This is a genomic window from Enterobacter sp. EC_50 (genome assembly GCF_019584525.1).
Classification (GTDB): Bacteria; Pseudomonadota; Gammaproteobacteria; order Enterobacterales; family Enterobacteriaceae; genus Enterobacter; species Enterobacter roggenkampii.
The window spans coordinates 215602-236467 of the sequence record NZ_VDAF01000002.1; the positions used below are offsets into that span (position 1 = coordinate 215602).

Consider the following 20866-nt stretch of genomic DNA (forward strand, 5'->3'; position numbering starts at 1 on the left):
GCACATAACGTGTAAGTCGTATTTCCCGGGAGGTGACTATGATTGCCAGCAAATTCGGTATCGGCCAGCAGGTCCGCCACACTTTGCTCGGGTATTTGGGTGTGGTCGTGGATATCGACCCGGAGTATTCCCTTGATGAGCCGTCAGCAGACGAGCTGGCGGTGAACGCAGAGCTTCGCGCTGCACCCTGGTACCATGTGGTGATGGAAGGTGACGACGGGCAACCCGTCCACACCTACCTTGCCGAAGCGCAGCTAAGCAGCGAGCTGCAGGAAGAGCATCCGGAGCAACCCACTATGGATGAACTTGCTCAGACTATCCGCAAACAGTTACAGGCTCCGCGCCTGCGGAACTAAGCGTGTAAAAAAAGCCCGATAAACGGGCTTTTTTTTATTACTTCGCCAGCCCCAGACGGGGGATGTCGATCGCCGGACAGCGATCCATGACGACGTTCAGCCCCGCATCCCGCGCCAGCACGGCAGCCTGCTCGTTAATCACGCCCAGCTGCATCCACAGCGTTTTCGCCCCGACGGCGATAGCGTCCTGCGCCACTTCCCACGCCGCCTCGGAATTACGGAAGACGTCGACCATATCAATTTTTTCCGGCACGTCAGCGAGCGTGGCATAACCCTGCTGGCCCAGTAAGGTTTTCCCGGCCACTTTTGGCGAGACCGGGATGACGTGATAACCCTGATCGAGAAGGTATTTCATCACCCGATAGCTGGGACGATCGGGTTTATCGCTCGCGCCCACCAGCGCAATGGTACGCGTGGATGTCAGAATCTCGGCAATATCGTTCTCTTTCATGGTTTTTCTCCTGGCTTTTTTAAAAGTGTACGCCAAACCGCACATCTCAACCATCCATCCCATACCGATGCATGAGGGCAAAACGGCCAAATATGTCTATATGTTAGTAAACGTGATTATCGAAAAATTTTGATACATTAATGCGGCAACAGGATTTCTGACGGGAGCCTTCTATGAAAACCGGTATTGCCACTGCTCTGATTGCGTTAGTGATGCCGGTCTGCGTTTTTGCGACCACGCTCCGGCTCTCTACCGATATTGATCTTCTGGTACTGGACGGAAAAAAGGTCTCCAGTTCGTTATTGCGCGGTGCGGACAGTATCGAGCTGGATAACGGACCGCATCAGCTGGTATTCCGCGTAGAAAAATCGATCGGTCTGGCCAATCACGAGCAACGGATGTACATCTCCCCGCCGCTGATCGTCAGCTTTAATACCCGACAAATCAGTCAGGTGAATATTACCCTGCCACGCCTTGAAACGGAGAAGGAATCAGCGGCCTTCGACGCGTCTCCCCGCATTGAACTGCTGGACGGGGATGCGATGCCGATTCCGGCGAAGCTGGATATTCTGGCGCTGACGACTTCACCGAAAGGTCCGGACTACGAGGCCGCGACGCAGACCTATAACAAAGCCGGTAAACGCGCGTCGCTTCCTCAGTTTGCCACCATGATGGCCGACGACAGTACGCTGCTTTCCGGCGTCTCTGAACTGGACGTCATTCCACCCCAGTCCCAGGCCCTGACGGAACAGCGCCTTAAATTCTGGTTCCAGCAGGCCGATGCCGACACGCGGGCCCGGTTTTTACAATGGGCAAAACAACAACCTTCATCATAAGCCACATTTTTTACGCCTTTCTCTTGCAGCGTCAGACGGTTCCCGTCATCGTGTAGGCAGTTAACCTGATGGATATGATTATGGAACTGACAACACGCACGCTCCCGGAACGCAAACACATTGCTCTGGTAGCGCACGATCACTGTAAACAAATGCTGCTTAACTGGGTTCGCCGCCATCAGTCTTTGCTGGAAAAGCACGCCCTGTCGGCGACCGGCACCACCGGTAACCTGATCCAGCGCGAAACGGGTCTGGAGGTAAACGCCATGCTGAGCGGCCCGATGGGCGGCGATCAGCAGGTCGGCGCACAGATTTCCGAAGGGAAGATTGATGTGCTGATCTTCTTCTGGGACCCGCTAAACGCGGTTCCGCACGACCCGGACGTCAAGGCCCTGCTGCGCCTGGCGACGGTGTGGAATATTCCGGTGGCGACAAACCTCTCGACGGCGGATTTCATCATCGAATCGCCGCAGTTTAACTCGCCGGTAGATATCCTTATTCCGGACTATCAGCGTTATCTTTCAGAGAGATTGAAGTAGCTTTTTTTGCCGGGTGGCGGCTACGCCTTACCCGGCCTACCCATCCTTACCCCTCGTCGTTATGGCTTCCGCGCCACCGGCACATCAATACTCTTCAAAATATCGACAAACACGGATGGCTCTTCTTTATTGAACAGCAGCCACACGCGATGGCGCGCGCGGGTCATCGCCACATACAGCAAACGCCGCTCTTCGGCATCCGGAAAGTCTTCCGGCACCGGCAGCAGGGCCTGCTCCATGACCGACTCGCGGGCCGGGGCCGGGAAACCGTCGCTCCCCTCTTTCAGCCCCAAGACAATCACATAGTCGGCCTGCTGCCCTTTGCTGGCGTGAATCGTCATAAATTCAAGCTGCAGCTTCGGCCAGCGGGTGGCCGCCTTTTCCAGCGCCTCGGGTTTGAGGTGATGGTATCGCGCCAGCACCAGGATACGTTCATCAGGCTTCGCGTAGCCGCTGAGCTTGTCCAGCAGCGGTTCCAGCTGGTCTTCCGCCAGCAGGGTCACGGCTTTTTTATCCCCTGCCCGCAGGCTATTGAGCGGCTTTGCCAGCTGATGCGGGTTCTGCTGGATAAAGCGGTTGGCGATTTCACCAATCCGTGAATTGAAGCGGTAGGTGGTGTCTAGATCGCTGCGATCGCCTTCGCCAAAATAGTGATGGAATGCGGTCGTCAGCGAAAGCTGCGCCCCGCTGAAGCGATAGATAGCCTGCCAGTCGTCACCCACCGCAAACAGCGAAGTATGCTTATTTTGCGCCCGTAGCGCCGAAAGCAGCGCTGCGCGCTGCGGAGATATGTCCTGAAACTCATCCACCAGAATATGTTTCCACGGGCTGACAAAGCGCCCCTTCTCCAGAATGATGATGGCCTGGTGGATTAGGCCGGAAAAATCGACGGCATTTTCCGCTTTCAGCGCGGTTTTCCAGGCCTTCAGCAGCGGCGCCATCAGCTTGACCCGCTTCGAAAACAGATCGCGGATCGCCTCCGGCGCGCTTTCAATCATCTCTGCCTGCGTTCCGCCGTGCATTCGCATCAGGCTGACCCAGCGGTCAAGCCGTGAACCCAGCCGACGCGCCAGTTTGTCATCCTGCCAGAAGCTGCCCTCCGGCACGTCCCAGTCGAGCTCCTCCTCGAGCCACTGGCGCCACCCTTTCGCCTGCGCCTTTTTCTCACTGCACTGCTGGCGCCACGTTTTGATAAACAGCGCCTGGCGCGCCTGCGCGTCGTTTTCCAGCTTACTGATAGCAGGCACTTTTTTACTGCCCTGCTGAATAATATGCAGGGCAAGGGCATGGAAGGTTCTGGCCGTGATATCCCGGGTATGCAGACGTTCCTGGATCCGTTCGTCCATCTCCTGGGCAGCCTTGCGGCCAAAGGCCAGAAGCAGAATTTGATCGGCGACCGCTTCCCCGGTCGTCAGCAGCCAGCCGGCACGCGCAACCAGCACCGACGTTTTACCGCTACCGGCCCCCGCCAGCACCAGCAGCGACTGCTCGCCGTTGACCACCGCGCGCGCCTGAGCCGGATTAAGCGGAGATGACTCCACCGTACTGAAAAAGTCGGCGTATTGGGTGAGCATGGCGTCCGTCCAGGCCTGGTTATGGGCGAGTCGGCTTTTATCCTTATCATTCAGCCAGGCCTGGCACTGGCGCCAGGCGTCGCGACAATTGTCAAACTCCTCAAGACGCGCCACGGATAACGGCAGCGCCGAGAGTGCCTGCCGGATCTTTTGCTGCAACCCGGCGGTCTGCTGACGGGTGAGCCACGAATGCTGCGCGTTGCTTTGCGCGATATCGTCCAACACCTTTTGAAGCACTCCGGCGGCAATCACGCTCATATCCTGACTCCACTGCTGCCAGAGCGCGTTCAGGTGATGGTGGAAACGCTGGGTTTCTGCCCACTCGGTGCCGTGAAGACGCACGACTTTATCGTCAGGCAGTACGAACTCGAGTTCGCCCCACACCAGCCCGCGTTTGCAGTGGATAGCCAGAAGCTGATTAAACGGAATAAGGTATTCGTGGCGTTCTCCAGAGACTTTTACCCCGGCATTAAGGAGAACCACCCGGTCGTAAGGGTGTTGCGCCAGACGTTTGCCTAACGACGTTGCTTTCAGTTCCATGTTCCGCCAAATCCACGAAGAGATAATTTACCTGACAGTGTAACTGCCAGTTTTAAGGTGCTCCAGCCTAAAAAAACGTTACAATCATTGGGCGTTAATTTTATCGAAAGGAAGTGAGGGTTTATGCGTACCGTTCTGAATGTGTTGAATTTTGTGCTGGGCGGTTTTGCCACCACCCTTTCCTGGCTTTTTGCCACGCTGGTGAGCATCGTCCTGATTTTTACGCTCCCCCTGACTCGCTCCTGCTGGGAAATCACAAAACTCTCCTTCGTCCCCTACGGGAATGAAGCCATCCACGTTGACGAGCTGAATCCGGAGAGCAAAAACGCCCTGATGAATACGGGGGGTACCCTACTTAACATTCTGTGGCTGATTTTCTTCGGCTGGTGGCTCTGCATCATGCATATTTTTGCGGGTATTGCGCAGTGCATCACGATTATTGGTATTCCGGTGGGGATCGCGAACTTTAAGATCGCCGCTATCGCTCTTTGGCCCGTCGGGCGCAGGGTTGTTCCGGTCGAAGTGGCCCAGGCGGCGCGTGAAGCCAATGCGCGTCGTCGTTTTCAGTAACTAAGGACTGGCCGCGTTTATGCTAAGCCCACTGCTTCGCCGTTATACCTGGAACAGCACCTGGCTTTATAACGTCAGGATATTTATCGCACTCTGCGGCACGGTTGCCCTGCCCTGGTGGCTGAATGACGTCAAGCTCACCATCCCGCTCACGCTGGGCGTCGTGGCCGGGGCGCTGGCGGACCTGGACGATCGTCTGGCCGGGCGTTTACGCAACCTGGTCATCACGCTCGTCTGCTTTTTTATTGCGTCAGCGTCCGTTGAGTTACTTTTCCCCTGGCCCTGGCTGTTTGCCCTGGGTCTGACGCTCTCAACCAGCGGGTTTATTTTGCTGGGCGGCCTCGGGCAGCGCTATGCCACTATCGCGTTTGGCGCCCTGCTGATCGCCATCTATACCATGCTGGGCGCATCCCTCTACGACCAGTGGTACCAGCAGCCGGTTCTGCTGCTGCTTGGCGCCATCTGGTATAACCTGCTGACCTTAACCGGTCATCTGATCTTCCCTGTTCGTCCTCTGCAGGACAACCTTGCCCGCAGCTTTGAGCAGCTAGCCCACTATCTGGAACTGAAATCCCGGCTGTTCGACCCGGATATCGAGGAAGAAAGCCAGGCGCCGCTCTACGATCTGGCGCTGGCAAATGGTCAACTGGTCGCCACCCTTAACCAGACAAAAGCCTCTCTGCTGACCCGTCTGCGCGGCGATCGCGGTCAGCGCGGAACGCGAAGAACCTTACACTACTATTTTGCCGCCCAGGACATTCATGAACGCGCCAGCTCCTCGCACGTCCAGTATGCCGCCCTGCGAGAGAAGTTCCGCTACAGTGACGTGATGTTCCGCTTCCAGCGCCTGCTCTCCATGCAGTCCCAGGCGTGTCAGCAGCTCTCGCGCTCCATTCTGCTGCGCACGCCCTATCAGCATGACCCACGTTTTGAACGCGTATTTAGCCATCTTGATGCGGCACTCGACCGCGTTCAGGCCAGCGGAACGTCACCGGAACACATTAAAGCGCTGGGCTTTCTGCTGAACAACCTGCGGGCGATTGACGCACAGCTGGCGACCATCGAGTCCGAGCAGGCGATGGCGCTTCCGGGCAGTGAAGTCGACAATCAGCTTGCTGATGACAGCGTGCACAGTTTTAGCGATATGTGGCTACGCCTGAGCCGCAACTTTACCCCGGAGTCGGCTCTCTTCCGCCACGCGGTGAGAATGTCGCTGGTGCTGTGCGTGGGTTATGCCTTTATCCAGATAACCGGGCTGCATCATGGCTACTGGATCCTGCTGACCAGCCTGTTCGTCTGCCAGCCGAACTATAACGCCACCCGACACCGTCTTGCGCTGCGCATTATCGGCACGCTGGTCGGCGTCGCAATCGGCCTGCCGGTGCTTTATTTCGTGCCTTCCGTCGAAGGGCAGCTGATTCTGATCGTGATCACCGGCGTGCTGTTTTTCGCGTTTCGCAACGTGCAGTACGCCCATGCCACCATGTTCATCACGCTGCTGGTGCTGCTCTGCTTTAATCTGCTGGGTGAAGGGTTTGAAGTCGCCCTGCCACGCGTGATTGATACGCTGATTGGCTGCGCGATTGCCTGGGCCGCGGTCAGCTTTATCTGGCCGGACTGGCGTTTTCGCAATTTGCCGCGCGTGGTAGACAGGGCGATGAATGCCAACTGTCGTTACCTTGACGCAATTCTGGAGCAGTACCACCAGGGCCGCGATAACCGTCTGGCTTACCGGATAGCACGTCGCGACGCGCATAACAGTGATGCTGAACTGGCCTCCGTTGTCTCTAACATGTCAACGGAGCCGCGCGCCACGGCTGAGATTCGTGAGACAGCGTTCCGCCTGCTCTGCCTGAACCATACCTTCACCAGCTATATTTCGACGCTGGGGGCCCACCGCGAGAAGCTCACTAACCCAGCGGTTCTCAACCTCCTCGATGACGCCGTCTGCTATGTCGATGATGCGCTTCATCACCGCCCGGCCGATGAACCGCGCGTTCGACAGGCTCTGGATGAACTGGCTCAACGCATTGCGCATCTTGACCCGGGAAACGACAGCAAAGCGCCGCTGGTTCTTCAGCAGATAGGCCTGCTGATCGCTCTGCTGCCTGAAATTTGCCGGCTGCAACAGCACATCGCTACCTGGAGGAACGACTCTCCTGCGGCTCAGGCAGCGCATTAAACCACTCCGTCAGCTCCCGGCGGATACCTGCCGGGAGTGCCGCCTCATGCAGCCCTTCGATTGCCCCTTCCAGCGCAAAGAGCACTTTTATACTGAGTGCTTTATTCTTTGCCCGCATCTTCAGCCAGCTCGCTCTGGCGCCCAGCGCCCGCAGCGTTTCTTCATTGGTGATACCGGCTTCATAGAGCAAGACTTCAAGCTGAAAGGTCAGGTTCGGCAGATCCTTAAGACGGTTTCGTTGATGACGCTGGTAGCGCTCTTTCCTTGCCGCACTGAGTGCAAACGAGGAGAGCTGAAGCAACCGCTCCCTGTCCTGCCATAATCCGTCATCCACACGATAATAGTTGAGCAGCACCGGGCGGCCTCGCTTCATCAACGTCAAGAAGGAGGAAGCATTTTTTACACAGTATTTTGCACTCTCTTCACACGCGCGAAGGTAAAGTTCGCCATCGGACACCATGGCAAAGACCGCATCATCGACCGCCAGGGTGTAACCGCCAAACAGCGCGCGATGATGAATCTCGCCCAACGGAGAGAGGTATTCCTGGGATTTATAAATCCGTTCATAAGATATCTTTTTCATGATATTTCCCTTCAAAATCATAGGCTAACAACGAAATTTCTTACTAGCGGATCCGTTAGCAGGAAAATAGGCAACTTATCGTCGTTGAGCAAGATGATTTTTCGAGGGGCATCAAGATTGAATGAATTTTGCGAGTCGCTTTCCGAAAATGAGGTTGATCTTTGGGTATACAGGGGTTACTGTATATCCATACAGTAACTACAGGGCTGGAATGAATATGCACACTTCAGGCTATGCAAATCGCGCAATCTCTCTCTCTTCTGCCGCAGGCAATGTCGCGCAGAATTCCGTCGAGCGTGTTTCCACAGGGCTTATCAGTGAAGTGGTTTATCGTGAAGACCAGCCCTTGTTAACGCAACTTCTGTTACTGCCGTTATTACAACAGCTCGGTCAGCAATCGCGCTGGCAGCTTTGGCTCACGCCACAGCAAAAGCTGAGTCGCGAGTGGGTTCAGTCCGCTGGCCTGCCGCTGACCAAGGTCATGCAGATTAATCAGCTCTCGCCTTGCGATACCGTTGAGTCGATGATCCGCGCGTTACGCACAGGAAATTACAGCGTGGTGATTGGTTGGTTACCAGAAGAATTGACGGAAGAGGAACATTTCCGCCTGACTGAAGCCGCTGAAGAAGGGAATGCGATCGGGTTCATTATGCGTCCGGTTCGATCGGATTCTTACCGCAGAGGACAACTTTCTGGGCTAAAAATTCACTCAAATTTGTATCATTGAGTGAAATTAAGATTTTTCCTGGAATTTTTTTTGACCGCTAGATGGGATTTTAGTTCCCGGCCTTAAAATTGCGGCAAGGCTTGTCTGGTGCGGTTCTCCTTAATTTTATTGCACAAAATTCGTTCAAAAAATGTTAAATAATCGGTATACGGAACTTTTTTTTTCATATGCCTGACGGACTTCACACTTGTAAGTTTTCAGCTACGTTGTAGACTTTACATCGCCAGGGGTGCTCGGCCTAAGCCGAAGATATCGGTAGATTTATATTTGACCACGCCCCCCGGTGAAGGATTTAACCGTGATTCTCTCTTGAGACTTTCATGGCGAATTTTGGATGATAACGAGGCGCAAAAAATGAAAAAGACAGCTATCGCGATTGCAGTGGCACTGGCTGGCTTCGCTACCGTAGCGCAGGCCGCTCCGAAAGATAATACCTGGTATGCAGGTGGTAAACTGGGCTGGTCTCAGTTCCACGACACCGGCTGGTACAACAGCAGCCTGAACAATGATGGCCCAACTCACGAGAGCCAGCTTGGTGCAGGTGCGTTCGGTGGCTATCAGGTTAACCCGTATGTTGGTTTTGAAATGGGTTACGACTGGTTAGGTCGTATGCCATACAAAGGCGACACCGTAAACGGCGCTTTCAAAGCACAGGGCGTTCAGCTGACCGCTAAACTGGGTTACCCAGTAACTGACGATCTGGACGTGTACACCCGTCTGGGCGGCATGGTATGGCGCGCTGACTCCAGCAACAGCATCGCTGGCGACGACCATGACACCGGTGTTTCCCCAGTATTCGCTGGTGGCGTTGAGTGGGCTATGACCCGTGACATCGCTACCCGTCTGGAATACCAGTGGGTTAACAACATCGGCGACGGCAACACCGTTGGTGTTCGTCCAGACAACGGAATGCTGAGCGTAGGTGTTTCCTACCGTTTCGGCCAGCAGGAAGAAGCAGCACCAGTTGTTGCTCCAGCGCCGGCTCCAGCTCCAGAAGTACAGACCAAGCACTTCACTCTGAAGTCTGACGTTCTGTTCAACTTCAACAAAGCGACTCTGAAACCAGAAGGCCAGCAGGCACTGGATCAGCTGTACACCCAGTTGAGCAACCTGGATCCTAAAGACGGTTCTGTAGTGGTTCTGGGCTTCACCGACCGTATCGGTTCTGACGCTTACAACCAGAAACTGTCTGAGAAACGTGCTCAGTCTGTTGTTGATTACCTGATCTCTAAAGGTATCCCAGCTAACAAGATCTCCCCACGTGGTATGGGCGAATCTAACCCAGTTACTGGCAACACCTGTGACAACGTGAAAGCTCGCGCTGCACTGATCGACTGCCTGGCTCCAGATCGTCGCGTAGAGATCGAAGTTAAAGGCATCAAAGACGTTGTAACTCAGCCAGCGGCATAAGTTATCGTCTTATAAAAAAACCCCGCAATGCGGGGTTTTTTATTGTCTGAAGAAAAGTAAAAAAATCTACTTTTTACCCAACAGCGCCTGAAGGTCGTTCTTCAGTGTCGACATCTGGTTGGCGTACTTCTCTTTATGTTCTGCATCCTCAATCAACTGCACGATGGTTTCCGACAGCGTTTTACCCCGTCGTTGTGCCAGCCCGGCCAGGCGCTGCCAGACAACAAATTCCAGGTCGATTGATTTTTTGCGAGTGTGCTGGTGCTCAGCATTAAAATGCCGTTTGCGTCGCGCGCGGATAGTTTGCTTCATCCGGTTTAACAACGCAGGATTAATGTGTTTCTCAATCCAGCCGTTGACCTGTACCGGTTCGTTTTCGAGGGTCAGCAAAATATCCACGGCTTCTTGCGCAGCGCTGGCTTCGATGTAGCAGGTGATCAGCTCCCCTTCACGGTGCTTTTTGACCAGGTACTTCCATTTCCAGCCGCTTTCGAGATTTTCCAGTTGTTGATATTTCATTGCGATCTCAGTGTTACCACGTAACTCTGTTCAGAATATCAGTTTTTTAGCAATCTGCTGAAAAGAAATCATATCCTGTGAGTGAATGCAGCCAATCACCCTGTCGAAATCCCCAATCCTGCTTGGGTAGAGCCCCCCGCTTACGGTATACTCCACGCTTTTACATCTGACTAAAAAACATCAACTTTGACCATTACGAAACTTGCATGGCGTGACCTTGTTCCGGATACCGAAAGTTATCAGGAACTGTTTGCACAGCCAGATCTCGCAAAAGAACACGAATTCATCCTTAGCGATACGCAGCCCCGTTTGCATTATGCGCTGGAGCAGGTATTAAGCCCCTGGGCAACTGCGCCTTTCATGCTGCTCAAAGCCCCGGAAGAAGCGGAATACCTGACGTTGTTCGGGGATGCCGTGCGTCAGCTAAAGCCGGAAGCGAACGCCGTTTTTGGCGGCCAGTATCGTATCGCTGGACATGATGTAACTTTCGAACCGGCGGCGCAGGCTGACGGCCTTTTTGCCGCTAAGGGCGAGGTGATTACCGCGAACTGGGTCGAGGCTGAACAACTCTTTGGTTGTCTGCGCCAGTTTAACGGCGAGCTTTCGCTGCAGCCGGGGCTGGTACATCGCGCAAATGGCGGTGTCCTGATCATCTCGCTGCGTACCCTGCTCTCGCAGCCGCTGCTGTGGATGCGTCTGAAAACCATCGTGCATCAGCAGCGTTTCGACTGGGTTGGCTACGATGAGTCTCGTCCTCTGCCTGTCTCGGTTCCGTCTATGCCGCTGTCATTAACCGTCGTGCTGACGGGCGACCGTGAATCGCTGGCAGACTTCCAGGAAATGGATCCTGAACTGGCTGAACAGGCGGTGTATAGCGAATACGAAGACAATATCCAGATTGCCGATGCCGACGATATGGCGCAGTGGTGCCAGTGGGTGATGGCCGTTGCTGAACGTTTTGCACTGCCAACGCCTGCGGCTGACGCATGGCCAGGCCTGATCCGCGAAGCGGTGCGTTATACCGGTGACCAGGAAACGCTGCCACTCTGCCCGCTCTGGATCGGCAAACAGCTGCGTGAAGTGGGCGTGGTGAGCGGTAGCGGTGCGTTCACCGGGGAGCAGCTCACCCAGATGCTGGCTCAGCGTGAGTGGCGGGAAGGCTATCTTGCTGACCGTATGCAGGATGAAATTCTGCTGGAACAAATTCTGGTGGAAACCGAAGGCGAACGCGTCGGACAGATCAACGCCCTGTCGGTGATTGAATTCCCTGGCCATCCGCGCGCGTTCGGGGAGCCGTCCCGTATTAGCTGCGTTGTGCATATTGGCGATGGCGAGTTTACCGACATCGAACGCAAAGCCGAGCTGGGCGGAAACATTCACGCCAAAGGCATGATGATCATGCAGGCGTTTTTGATGTCTGAACTGCAGCTTGAGCAGCAGATCCCCTTCTCCGCCTCGCTGACGTTTGAGCAGTCCTACAGCGAAGTGGATGGCGATAGCGCCTCTATGGCTGAACTGTGTGCCTTAATCAGCGCCCTGGCGGAAGTGCCCATCAATCAGAACATCGCGATCACCGGTTCGGTGGATCAATTCGGTCGTGCGCAGCCTGTGGGTGGCCTCAACGAAAAAATTGAAGGCTTCTTCTCTATCTGTCAGCAGCGCGGTTTAAACGGCAAGCAGGGTGTGATTATTCCGGCTCCCAACGCACGCCATTTAAGCCTCAGCCAGGAGATTCTGGATGCGGTTGAACAAGAGCAGTTCGCTATCTGGGCCATCGAAGGGATTGAGGATGCACTACCCTTACTGACAAACCTGGTATGGGATGGCGAAGGGCAAACCACCCTGATGCAGACTATCCAGGAGCGCATTGCTCAGGCAACACAGCAGGATGCTCGTCACCGTTATCCATGGCCGTTACGCTGGCTGGGCTGGTTTAGTTCGAACTGATCGGACTTGTTCAGCGTACACGTGTTAGCTATCCTGCGTCCTTCACTAAAATAAGGCTTACTGAGAACATGGTAGATAAACGCGAATCCTATACAAAAGAAGATCTTCTTGCCTCTGGTCGCGGTGAACTGTTTGGCGCGAAAGGCCCACAGTTACCGGCCCCGAACATGCTGATGATGGACCGTGTCGTGAAAATGACCGAAACCGGCGGCAACTTCGATAAGGGTTACGTAGAAGCAGAACTCGATATCAACCCGGACCTGTGGTTCTTCGGCTGCCACTTTATTGGCGATCCGGTAATGCCTGGCTGTCTGGGTCTGGATGCCATGTGGCAGCTGGTTGGCTTCTATCTGGGCTGGCTGGGTGGTGAAGGTAAAGGCCGCGCGCTGGGCGTAGGCGAAGTAAAATTCACCGGCCAGGTTCTGCCTACGGCGAAGAAAGTGACCTATCGTATTCACTTCAAGCGCATCGTTAACCGCCGCCTGATTATGGGCCTGGCAGATGGCGAAGTGCTGGTAGACGGTCGTCTGATCTATAGCGCAAGCGACCTGAAGGTTGGCCTGTTCCAGGACACGTCCGCGTTCTGATCGTGCTTTCGCACCTCCAGAAAGGCGAAACCTCCGCATTGCGGAGGTTTCTTTTTTGAAAGAGACGTTATCAGGCTATGAGTGCCCTGTCGCCGATGGCTTCTCGCCAGCCTCCAAGCCATTGTGACCTTTGATTTATCGTCTGATAAGGACACATTTCTTTAGAACGTCCAGCGATGCCGGCCTGATAACCACGTTGATGAGCCCGTTCCAGGCGATCTCGTTTCTGTCTCTTCATGCCTCGTTTCCCTCATTCTTTTGTCTGGTGGAAAGAAAACAGTGTCTGCACTATCTGCACAGGCACAGATAACGAATACCCCGAATTAGTCGCATCGTCAATGTTCAAAATTCATACGGGTGTCATATTTGTGAGCTAGCTGGAAGTTCATTTGTACAAAAATTGTGACGTGGCACAAGTAACAACCTGAGTTGAAAACGAAAAAAAACCGCAATCAGCGACAGACCGATTGCGGTTTCTGATGATGAATTTTACTTATGGCAGCCGGGAAATCTCTCTTGCGATACTGGCCGACTCCTGCGCCCATCCCTGAGCCAGGACTTTCACCATTTCGTCATAGCCATCTTTCTGCTGCTTCAGCTCCAGATGGAAAGGACGCTTAATCAGCTGCCCCTGATGGTTCAGCAACCACTCCCCGCTGATGACCACCGCTCCGTCATAACGGCCGTGGAAGCCCGTTACGTTGACGTTCAGCGTATCCTGATCGTTACCCAGCGGCTGCGACGCGACTACCCACCCCGGAAGCTGGCTGCCCAGATTGGCCACCAGCGTGTTGCGCAGCTGCTGATCCAGCGGGCTGGCCCACAGGTTGTTGGCCGCAATCACGTATTTCACGTCGCTGGTCTGATAGACCACGCCGTTTCCTGCCAGATAATCCGGCACGGCGACCTGCTCAACCCACAGCTGGCGGTTTCCCTGACTGGCCGTGCTTTGCCCACCGCTGTGGGTTGCCACAGGCAGCTGATAATAGCTTTTATTATCTCCCCCTGAACTGCACGCCGTTAACAGCAGAGCGCCAATCATCAATAGCCATTTTTTCATTCTTTTGCCCTCTTCGGCTCAGGATCCTTTTTATCTTTCGCTTCGAACACCAGCGCATTACTCTTCTCGTTGAGCGTTTTCAGCACCGGCTGCAGTTCACGCAGGACCTGATCAAGACGCTGCATATCTGCCACCATCTTGTTATAGGCCGCTGATCCCGGCTGGAAGCCCTGCATACTGCGGTTCAGCTCACGCAGCGTTTTCTGCATGTCCTGCGGCAGCTGCTGCATGCTCTGGCTCGCCGTAATCTTGTTGATGTTATCCAGCGTGGTTTGCAGACGGCGCATCGTTGCCTGGCTTTCGCTCAGCGAGTTTGTTGCCGCTTCAATCATCGGATTCAGTGGCAGATTGTTGATCTTATCCAGCGTCTCCATCAGACGCTGCTGGATCTGCGCCAGACCGCTGCTTACCGTTGGGATGATCTTGTAGCCACCGAATTCACGGATACCGGTAATCGGCGGTGCTTTCGGGTAGAAGTCCATATCCACATACAGCGCACCGGTGACCAGGTTGCCGGTTTTCAGCGACCCGCGCAGACCGCGTTCCATCAGCTGGGTGATATGAGTCGCGATATCCTGATTTTCACCAATCTGATTAAGCAGACGCTCCGGTTCAATGCGGATCAGTACCGGAATGCGGTAATCATCATCCAGCACCTGCTGAAGGCCCGGGACGAAGAACGGCACTTGCCCAACCGTACCGAGACGAATGCCCCGGAATTCAACAGGCGCCCCCGGCTGCAGGCCGCGAACGGAGTCTTTAAAGAACATCAGGAAGTCAACGTGATCGGTATAGAGCGCATCCTGAATGCTTTTTTGATCGTCAAAGAGACGGAAAGCGGTGTTCTCTGCGACCGGCTGCCCTAAATCCAGGCCCTCCGGCACGTCAAAACTCACGCCGCCACCAAACAGCGTGGTCAGCGAACCCATTTCAACGCGCATGCCTGCCGAAGTCAGATCCACCGCGATCCCGCTGTCTTTCCAGAAGCGGACGTTGCTGGTAACTAGGCGATCGTTTGGCGCATTAATGAAGAGCTGATAGCTGATCGCGCGTTTCTGCGGATCGAACGTGCTTTTCTCAACCGACCCGACGCGGTAGCCGCGAAACAGAACCGGGTCGCCCGCCGTGAGCTGACCGGCTTTTTTGCTGTCGAGGATCACGCGGATGCCCTTGGCATCAGGCGGTGCAAGCGGCGGTGAATCCAGAAGCTGGTATTGGGCCGGCTGGTTACCCTTAGCGCCCGGCTGCAGCTCAATGTAGGCACCCGAGAGCAGCGTCCCCAGGCCGCTGATCCCTTCACGCCCCACCTGCGGCTTAACGACCCAGAAAACGGAATCGCCGTGCAGCAGTTTTTCCATGCCGGCATTCAGGCGCGCCTTAATTTCCACATGGGTTAAATCGTCGGTCAGGGTTGCGCTTTCCACCACGCCCACATCCACGCTACGGCTTTTGATGGTCGTTTTACCGCCCTCAATCCCCTCGGCATTGGTGGTTATCAGCGTCACTTCCGGCCCCTGATGGCTGTAATGATAAAACAGGATCCAGGCACCGATCAGCGCAGTCACGATGGGAAAAATCCACACCGGAGACCAGTTTTTGACCTTCTGCACTTTCGCCTCTCCACTCTTATTTTCCATGCTCTTACTCTTCCTCATGGCTTGATTCAGGCTCACGATCCCACGATAAACGAGGGTCGAAGGTCATGGCCGCAAACATGGTCATGATCACGACCAGTGCAAACATTAAAGCCCCCATCGCAGGATAAATACTCATCAAACCGCCCATCCGCACCAGCGCAGAGAGAACGGCGATGACAAACACGTCAATCATTGACCAGCGTCCGACAAACTCGACCACTTCATAAATCAGGTGCATGCGTTCGCTGTCGCGTTTCCCATGACCTTTCGCATCCCAACAGAGCCAGGCGATGGCGATCATTTTTAAGGTAGGCACCATAATACTGGCGATAAAAATGACGCCAGCGACCGGATAGGAACCTTCGCCCCAGAGCAGTATCACCCCGGCCAGGATCGTCGAGGGCATTTTGTCGCCGAGCAAATCGGTGATCATGATTGGCAGAATATTGGCTGGCAGATACAGCATGACGGACGTGACCAGCAGCGCCATCGTCCACTGCAGGCTATTTTTACGGCGCACGTGCCCTTTCGTTTCGCAGCGCGGACAAACGTCGAGATCGGCGGGCAGCACGGCGGTACAGCACGGGCACGAGCGAAGCCCCTGACGAATGCCGGGCACGCCGACCTTCACCGTCTGCGCAAGCGTTGGTGCCGGGGCGATATCATCCCACGCCCAGCGTCTGTCCACGCACTGGAAAGCGCGCAGCTGCAGAACGCAGTACAGACACCAGGGAATAAAGCTGCTGCCAATCCCCACGTCGCCGTAGGCCATCAGCTTCACGAAACTGACCAGGATCCCCGCCAGAAAGATCTCGGCCATCCCCCAGCTTTTGAGCTGAAACAGAATACGCGCAAGTCGGATTTTCAGCGGTGCCGGCATCCTGACGCGGTTCACCAGCAAAAGGATGACGACCAGGCAAAAAGCCGGGACTATCTGGACAAACAGGAGAAAGAAGGTCCCCAGGCTGGCGTAATCTTCCGAGAACATCACGCCCGGGATTTCAAGCAGATCCACCTGACTGGTGATCCCCCCCACCTTCATATAGATGAAGGGGAAGAGATTAGAGAGCAGCAGCATGAACAGTGCTGCCAGCGCGTAAGCAGTAGGACGCTGCCGCGGCGCGTCCCACTCGGTTGTCAACGTCGCGCCACAGCGTGGACACAGGGCTTTATGTCCGTGACCAAGCTCTGGCAACGCCACGAGCATATCGCATTGCGAGCATAAAATATGCCTGTCGGCATGGTGCTGGTCACACATATGTTATCCCTGTTTATGCGCCGTTTTTCAGAGACTCAAGGTACTCCCAGCGCTCAAAGGCGTCTTCCAGGGCTTTTTCAGCCGCGGACATTTCAGCCAATACTTTCTGAGTATAGTCATGCGATTGGGTAAAGAATGACGCATCAGCAACCTGTTTTTGCAGATCCTCAAGCGCAGCCTCCAGCTCTTCAAGACGCTGCGGTAGCCCCTCCAGTTCGCGCTGCAGGTTATAGCTTAGTTTAGCCGAGGTTTTCTTGACAGTTTCTGCTTTTGTTACAGCAGGTTCAGAACTTATTTTGGACTTTGACTGTTTCGTCGCCAGCGACTGTGCCTGCTGCCCTTTTGCATCGTGATAACCGCCGACATATTGACCAATTCGCCCTTCACCTTCGAAGATCCAGCACTCGGTCACGGTGTTGTCAACGAACTGACGATCGTGGCTGACCAGCATCACGGTGCCCTGATAACCGTCAATCAGTTCTTCCAGCAGTTCCAGCGTTTCGACATCCAGATCGTTGGTCGGTTCATCGAGGATCAGCAGGTTGCTTGGCTTCAGGAACAGGCGCGCCAGCAGAAGACGGTTGCGCTCACCGCCTGACAGCGCGCGCACCGGCGTCATGGCACGCTTCGGATGGAACAGAAAGTCCTGCAGGTAGCCCAGCACGTGGCGCGGCTTGCCGTTCACCATCACTTCCTGCTTGCCTTCGGCGAGGTTGTCCATCACCGTACGGTCCGGATCCAGCTCCGCGCGGTGCTGGTCGAAGTAGGCGACCTCCAGCTTGGTCCCGCAGTGAATGCGGCCGCTGTCGGCCTGCAGCTGGCCGAGCATCAGTTTCAGCAGCGTGGTTTTACCGCAGCCGTTCGGGCCAATCAGGGCGATTTTGTCGCCGCGCTGAACCTGTGCCGAGAAGTCTTTCACCAGCACTTTACCGTCAACCTGATAGTTAACGTTTTCCATTTCAAAGACAATCTTGCCGGAACGGGACGCCTCTTCCACCTGCATTTTAGCGCTGCCCATCACTTCACGGCGTTCGCTGCGCTCGCGACGCATCGCCTTCAGGGCGCGCACGCGGCCTTCGTTACGGGTACGGCGGGCTTTGATGCCCTGGCGGATCCAGACCTCTTCCTGCGCCAGCTTGCGGTCAAACTCCGCATTCTGCAGCTCTTCCACGCGCAGGTTTTCTTCTTTTTCCAGCAGATACGTATCGTAATCGCCGGGATAGGTCACCAGCTTGCCGCGGTCGAGATCGACAATGCGCGTCGCCATATTGCGAATAAACGAACGGTCGTGCGAGATAAAGATGATGGTGCCGCTGAAGGTTTTCAGGAAGCCTTCCAGCCAGTCGATCGCTTCGATATCCAGGTGGTTCGTCGGTTCGTCCAGCAGCAGCACCTTCGGCCCGCTGACCAGCGCACGACCCAGGGCGGCTTTACGCAGCCAGCCGCCGGAGAGCGCCGACAGCTCCATGTCGGGTTCCAGCCCGAGCTGCGCCAGCACTTCATTAATGCGGTTTTCAAGCTGCCACAGACCGTGGTGATCGAGCATCTCCTGCACTTTTGCCAGTTCGTTGAGGTTTTTGTCGCTCGGATCGGTCATCACCAGATGCGAAATCTCGTGATAGCGCTTCAGGTATTCAGCCTGCTCGGAGATCCCTTCCGCCACGAAATCGTACACGCTGCCGGTCACGTGACGCGGTGGATCCTGCTGCAGGCGGGAGACAATCAGATCCTGTTCGTAAACAATGCGCCCGTCATCCAGGCCCTGTTCGCGGTTAAGGATTTTCATCAGCGTGGATTTACCCGCGCCGTTACGGCCCACCAGACAGACGCGCTCGTTATCTTCGATGTGCAGCTCTGCATTGTCGAGAAGCGGTGAGTCGCTGAAAGAGAGCCACGCGCCGTGCATACTAATTAAAGACATTTATTTTTCCTTTCAGACCGCGGTAATCAACCAGCAGTTATGGATTTGACGGTTACGGGCAAAGTCCTGAGACAGCGTTTTTTGGCTGATTTCTTGTGCTTTCAGTCCCAGGGCTGCTAAGCCGTCATGATCCATACGGAAGCCGCGTTTGTTGTTCGAGAACATAATGGTGCCGCCTTTACGCAGCAGGCGCTTCAGGTCGGTCATCAGGCGCAGGTGATCGCGTTGAACGTCAAAGCTATCTTCCATACGCTTGGAGTTGGAGAAGGTCGGCGGATCGATAAAGATCAGGTCGAACTGCTCGTCGGTGTCGCGCAGCCAGCCCAGCACGTCAGCCTGCATCAGGCGATGCTGACGCCCGGTTAAGCCGTTAAGACGCAGGTTGCGCTCCGCCCACTCCAGATAGGTGCGGGACATATCCACCGTGGTGGTGCTGCGCGCGCCGCCCAGACCCGCATGCACGCTGGCGCTGCCGGTATAGGAGAAGAGATTCAGGAAGTCCTTGCCCTTGCTCATCTGGCCCAGCATGCGGCGGGCGATACGGTGGTCGAGGAACAGGCCGGTATCCAGATAGTCGGTCAGGTTGACCCACAGGCGGGCGTTATATTCGCCCACTTCGATAAAGTCGCCCTTCTCGCCCATCTTCTGGTACTGATTTTTCCCTTTCTGACGCTCGCGGGTTTTCAGCACCAGCTTGTTTGGCGCAATACCCAGCACGGCGATGGTGGCGGCAATAACGTCCAGCATGCGCTGACGCGCTTTTTGCGCATCAATGGTTTTCGGCGGCGCATATTCCTGAATCACCACCCAATCCGCGTAGCGGTCAACCGCCACGTTGTACTCCGGCAGGTCGGCATCATACAGGCGGTAGCATTCAATGCCCTCCTGCTTCGCCCACTTCTCAAATTTCTTCAGGTTCTTGCGCAGACGGTTAGCGTAATCTTCCGCCACGCCGGACGGCTTGCTGTCGGCCGCCTTCTCCGCCAGATGGTAGTTTTTCTGCACGCAGTCCAGCGGGCCGTTTTTCGCCTTAAACTGGCGGTCGGCGCGCAGCTGCAGGCAGCTCAACAGTTCCGGCGAGGCGCTGAACAGAGACAGGTTCCAGCCGCCGAAGTGGTCCTTCATGTTGCGGCCCAGCAGGCTGTGCAGGGCAATCAGCGCCGGTTCGCTGTCGAGACGTTCGCCGTATGGCGGGTTGCTGATCACGGTACCGTACGGGCCTTTTGGCAGCGGGTTGGTCAGGTTTGCCACGTCTTTTACTTCGAAGGTGACCAGCTCGCCGATACCGGCACGGCGGGCGTTGCTGCGCGCGCGCTCAATGACGCGAGGATCGCTATCGGAGCCGTAGAAATGAGAGGTATATTCCGCCAGCCCCTTACGTGCGCGGGTCTGCGCGTCATCTTTGACTTCTTTCCAGAGCGCTTCATCGTGCTGCGCCCAGCCTTTGAAGCCCCACTGGCCGCGATGCAACCCCGGGGCGCGGTCGGTGGCCAGCATGGCCGCTTCAATCAGCAGGGTACCGGAACCGCACATCGGGTCGAGCAGCGGCGTGCCCGGCTGCCAGCCGGAGCGCATCACAATGGCGGCCGCCAGGGTCTCTTTGATGGGTGCCATGCCGGTACGATCGCGGTAGCCGCGCAGGTGCAGGCCCGCACCGCTCAGATCGAGAGAGATACTCGCCGTGTCGCCGTTCAGCCAGACGTTAATACGCAGATCCGGGTTTTCACGATCGACGTTCGGACGTTCCTTATTTTTACGCGTAAAGCAGTCCACAATGGCGTCTTTTACGCGCAGGGCACCGTACTGGCTGTTGCGGATCTCGTCGTTCACGCCGTTGAAATGGACCGCAAAGGTGGCATTCGGGGTGAAGATCTCTGTCCAGTCGATCATCTGTACGCCGGTGTAGAGGTCAAGGTCGCTATAAACCTTGCACTCCTTCATCGGCAGCATGATGCGCGACGCCAGGCGGCTCCACATCAGGCTCTGGTAAATAAGCCGCGTGTCGCCCTCAAAATGGACACCACCCTGAACCACCTGACACTCTTGTGCGCCCAGGCTTTCCAGTTCAGTTTTTAACAGCTCTTCCAGCCCACGGGCCGTACTGGCAAACAGAGAATTCATATCGTCACTTTTACTCTTAGAAAATTGTCGCGCATTATAGCTAATATG

General features: G+C 55.5%; 19 protein-coding genes. 9 read left to right on the forward strand and 10 right to left on the reverse strand.

Features of this window, described 5'->3' with window-relative positions; genetic code table 11:
- Positions 1-38: 38 nt before the first annotated feature.
- The gene (gene hspQ / locus FHC48_RS02830) at positions 39-356 is read left to right on the forward strand and encodes a heat shock protein HspQ (RefSeq protein ID WP_008499919.1); all 318 of its coding nucleotides are present in this window, start codon (positions 39-41) and stop codon (positions 354-356) included.
- A 37-nt stretch (positions 357-393) separates the two neighbouring features.
- On the opposite strand, the gene FHC48_RS02835 is transcribed toward hspQ, so the two are convergent.
- Complete coding sequence (locus FHC48_RS02835) at positions 394-807, reverse strand: CoA-binding protein (protein WP_008499920.1); 414 nt, start codon at positions 805-807, stop codon at positions 394-396.
- 173 nt (positions 808-980) lie between these two features.
- Between FHC48_RS02835 and FHC48_RS02840 the strand changes: the two genes are divergently transcribed.
- A complete protein-coding gene (locus FHC48_RS02840) occupies positions 981-1643 on the forward strand; it encodes a curli synthesis inhibitor (RefSeq protein ID WP_008499921.1) in 663 nt (220 codons plus the stop codon).
- Positions 1644-1723: 80 nt separating this feature from the next.
- Positions 1724-2182: a methylglyoxal synthase gene (mgsA, locus tag FHC48_RS02845; protein ID WP_008499922.1), complete on the forward strand. Its 459-nt coding sequence runs from the start codon at positions 1724-1726 to the stop codon at positions 2180-2182.
- Positions 2183-2241: 59 nt separating this feature from the next.
- Here the strand turns inward: mgsA and helD are convergent, their stop codons facing one another.
- On the reverse strand, positions 2242-4296 hold the full coding sequence (helD, locus tag FHC48_RS02850; RefSeq protein ID WP_059364097.1) for a DNA helicase IV: 2055 nt from the start codon (positions 4294-4296) through the stop codon (positions 2242-2244).
- Between the two features lie 123 nt (positions 4297-4419).
- Between helD and FHC48_RS02855 the strand changes: the two genes are divergently transcribed.
- Together FHC48_RS02855 and yccS are read left to right on the forward strand one after the other, a co-directional pair.
- On the forward strand, positions 4420-4866 hold the full coding sequence (locus FHC48_RS02855) for a YccF domain-containing protein (RefSeq protein WP_008499924.1): 447 nt from the start codon (positions 4420-4422) through the stop codon (positions 4864-4866).
- A gap of 19 nt (positions 4867-4885) precedes the next feature.
- Positions 4886-7048 (forward strand): YccS family putative transporter, encoded by a 2163-nt coding sequence (yccS, locus tag FHC48_RS02860; RefSeq protein ID WP_032651202.1) that lies wholly within the window; start codon positions 4886-4888, stop codon positions 7046-7048.
- Here yccS and FHC48_RS02865 read toward each other — a convergent pair.
- The gene (locus FHC48_RS02865) at positions 7005-7631 is read right to left on the reverse strand and encodes a TfoX/Sxy family DNA transformation protein (RefSeq protein WP_021240856.1); all 627 of its coding nucleotides are present in this window, start codon (positions 7629-7631) and stop codon (positions 7005-7007) included. The two genes, yccS and FHC48_RS02865, sit on opposite strands and share 44 nt — an antisense overlap.
- A 217-nt stretch (positions 7632-7848) precedes the next feature.
- On the opposite strand from FHC48_RS02865, the gene sulA reads away from it, so the two are divergent.
- Entirely contained in the window at positions 7849-8358 is a 510-nt protein-coding gene (gene sulA / locus FHC48_RS02870; RefSeq protein ID WP_032637628.1) for an SOS-induced cell division inhibitor SulA, read from the forward strand.
- 354 nt (positions 8359-8712) lie between these two features.
- Entirely contained in the window at positions 8713-9768 is a 1056-nt protein-coding gene (ompA, locus tag FHC48_RS02875; RefSeq protein WP_008499928.1) for a porin OmpA, read from the forward strand.
- A 66-nt stretch (positions 9769-9834) separates the two neighbouring features.
- On the opposite strand, the gene matP is transcribed toward ompA, so the two are convergent.
- A complete protein-coding gene (matP, locus tag FHC48_RS02880) occupies positions 9835-10287 on the reverse strand; it encodes a macrodomain Ter protein MatP (RefSeq protein WP_008499929.1) in 453 nt (150 codons plus the stop codon).
- 186 nt (positions 10288-10473) lie between these two features.
- On the opposite strand from matP, the gene FHC48_RS02885 reads away from it, so the two are divergent.
- Together FHC48_RS02885 and fabA are read left to right on the forward strand one after the other, a co-directional pair.
- Positions 10474-12234 carry a Lon protease family protein gene (locus tag FHC48_RS02885; RefSeq protein WP_220420503.1) on the forward strand — a complete coding sequence of 587 codons (1761 nt, stop codon included), beginning with the start codon at positions 10474-10476 and terminating at the stop codon, positions 12232-12234.
- A 68-nt stretch (positions 12235-12302) separates the two neighbouring features.
- Positions 12303-12821: a 3-hydroxyacyl-[acyl-carrier-protein] dehydratase FabA gene (gene fabA / locus FHC48_RS02890; RefSeq protein WP_008499931.1), complete on the forward strand. Its 519-nt coding sequence runs from the start codon at positions 12303-12305 to the stop codon at positions 12819-12821.
- A gap of 70 nt (positions 12822-12891) precedes the next feature.
- Here the strand turns inward: fabA and rmf are convergent, their stop codons facing one another.
- The 6 genes from rmf to rlmKL all read right to left on the reverse strand — a co-directional run bounded on the left by rmf (position 12892) and on the right by rlmKL (position 20818).
- Positions 12892-13059 (reverse strand): ribosome modulation factor, encoded by a 168-nt coding sequence (gene rmf / locus FHC48_RS02895; RefSeq protein WP_013097261.1) that lies wholly within the window; start codon positions 13057-13059, stop codon positions 12892-12894.
- Between the two features lie 255 nt (positions 13060-13314).
- Entirely contained in the window at positions 13315-13881 is a 567-nt protein-coding gene (pqiC, locus tag FHC48_RS02900; protein WP_059364099.1) for a membrane integrity-associated transporter subunit PqiC, read from the reverse strand.
- Complete coding sequence (gene pqiB / locus FHC48_RS02905; RefSeq protein ID WP_008499933.1) at positions 13878-15518, reverse strand: intermembrane transport protein PqiB; 1641 nt, start codon at positions 15516-15518, stop codon at positions 13878-13880. Before pqiB ends, pqiC begins: the two co-directional genes overlap by 4 nt.
- Before the next feature lie 4 nt (positions 15519-15522).
- Positions 15523-16776: a membrane integrity-associated transporter subunit PqiA gene (gene pqiA / locus FHC48_RS02910; protein ID WP_008499934.1), complete on the reverse strand. Its 1254-nt coding sequence runs from the start codon at positions 16774-16776 to the stop codon at positions 15523-15525.
- A 13-nt stretch (positions 16777-16789) separates the two neighbouring features.
- Positions 16790-18697: an ABC transporter ATP-binding protein gene (locus FHC48_RS02915; RefSeq protein ID WP_008499935.1), complete on the reverse strand. Its 1908-nt coding sequence runs from the start codon at positions 18695-18697 to the stop codon at positions 16790-16792.
- A gap of 12 nt (positions 18698-18709) precedes the next feature.
- The gene (rlmKL, locus tag FHC48_RS02920) at positions 18710-20818 is read right to left on the reverse strand and encodes a bifunctional 23S rRNA (guanine(2069)-N(7))-methyltransferase RlmK/23S rRNA (guanine(2445)-N(2))-methyltransferase RlmL (protein WP_021240859.1); all 2109 of its coding nucleotides are present in this window, start codon (positions 20816-20818) and stop codon (positions 18710-18712) included.
- Positions 20819-20866: the final 48 nt, after the last annotated feature.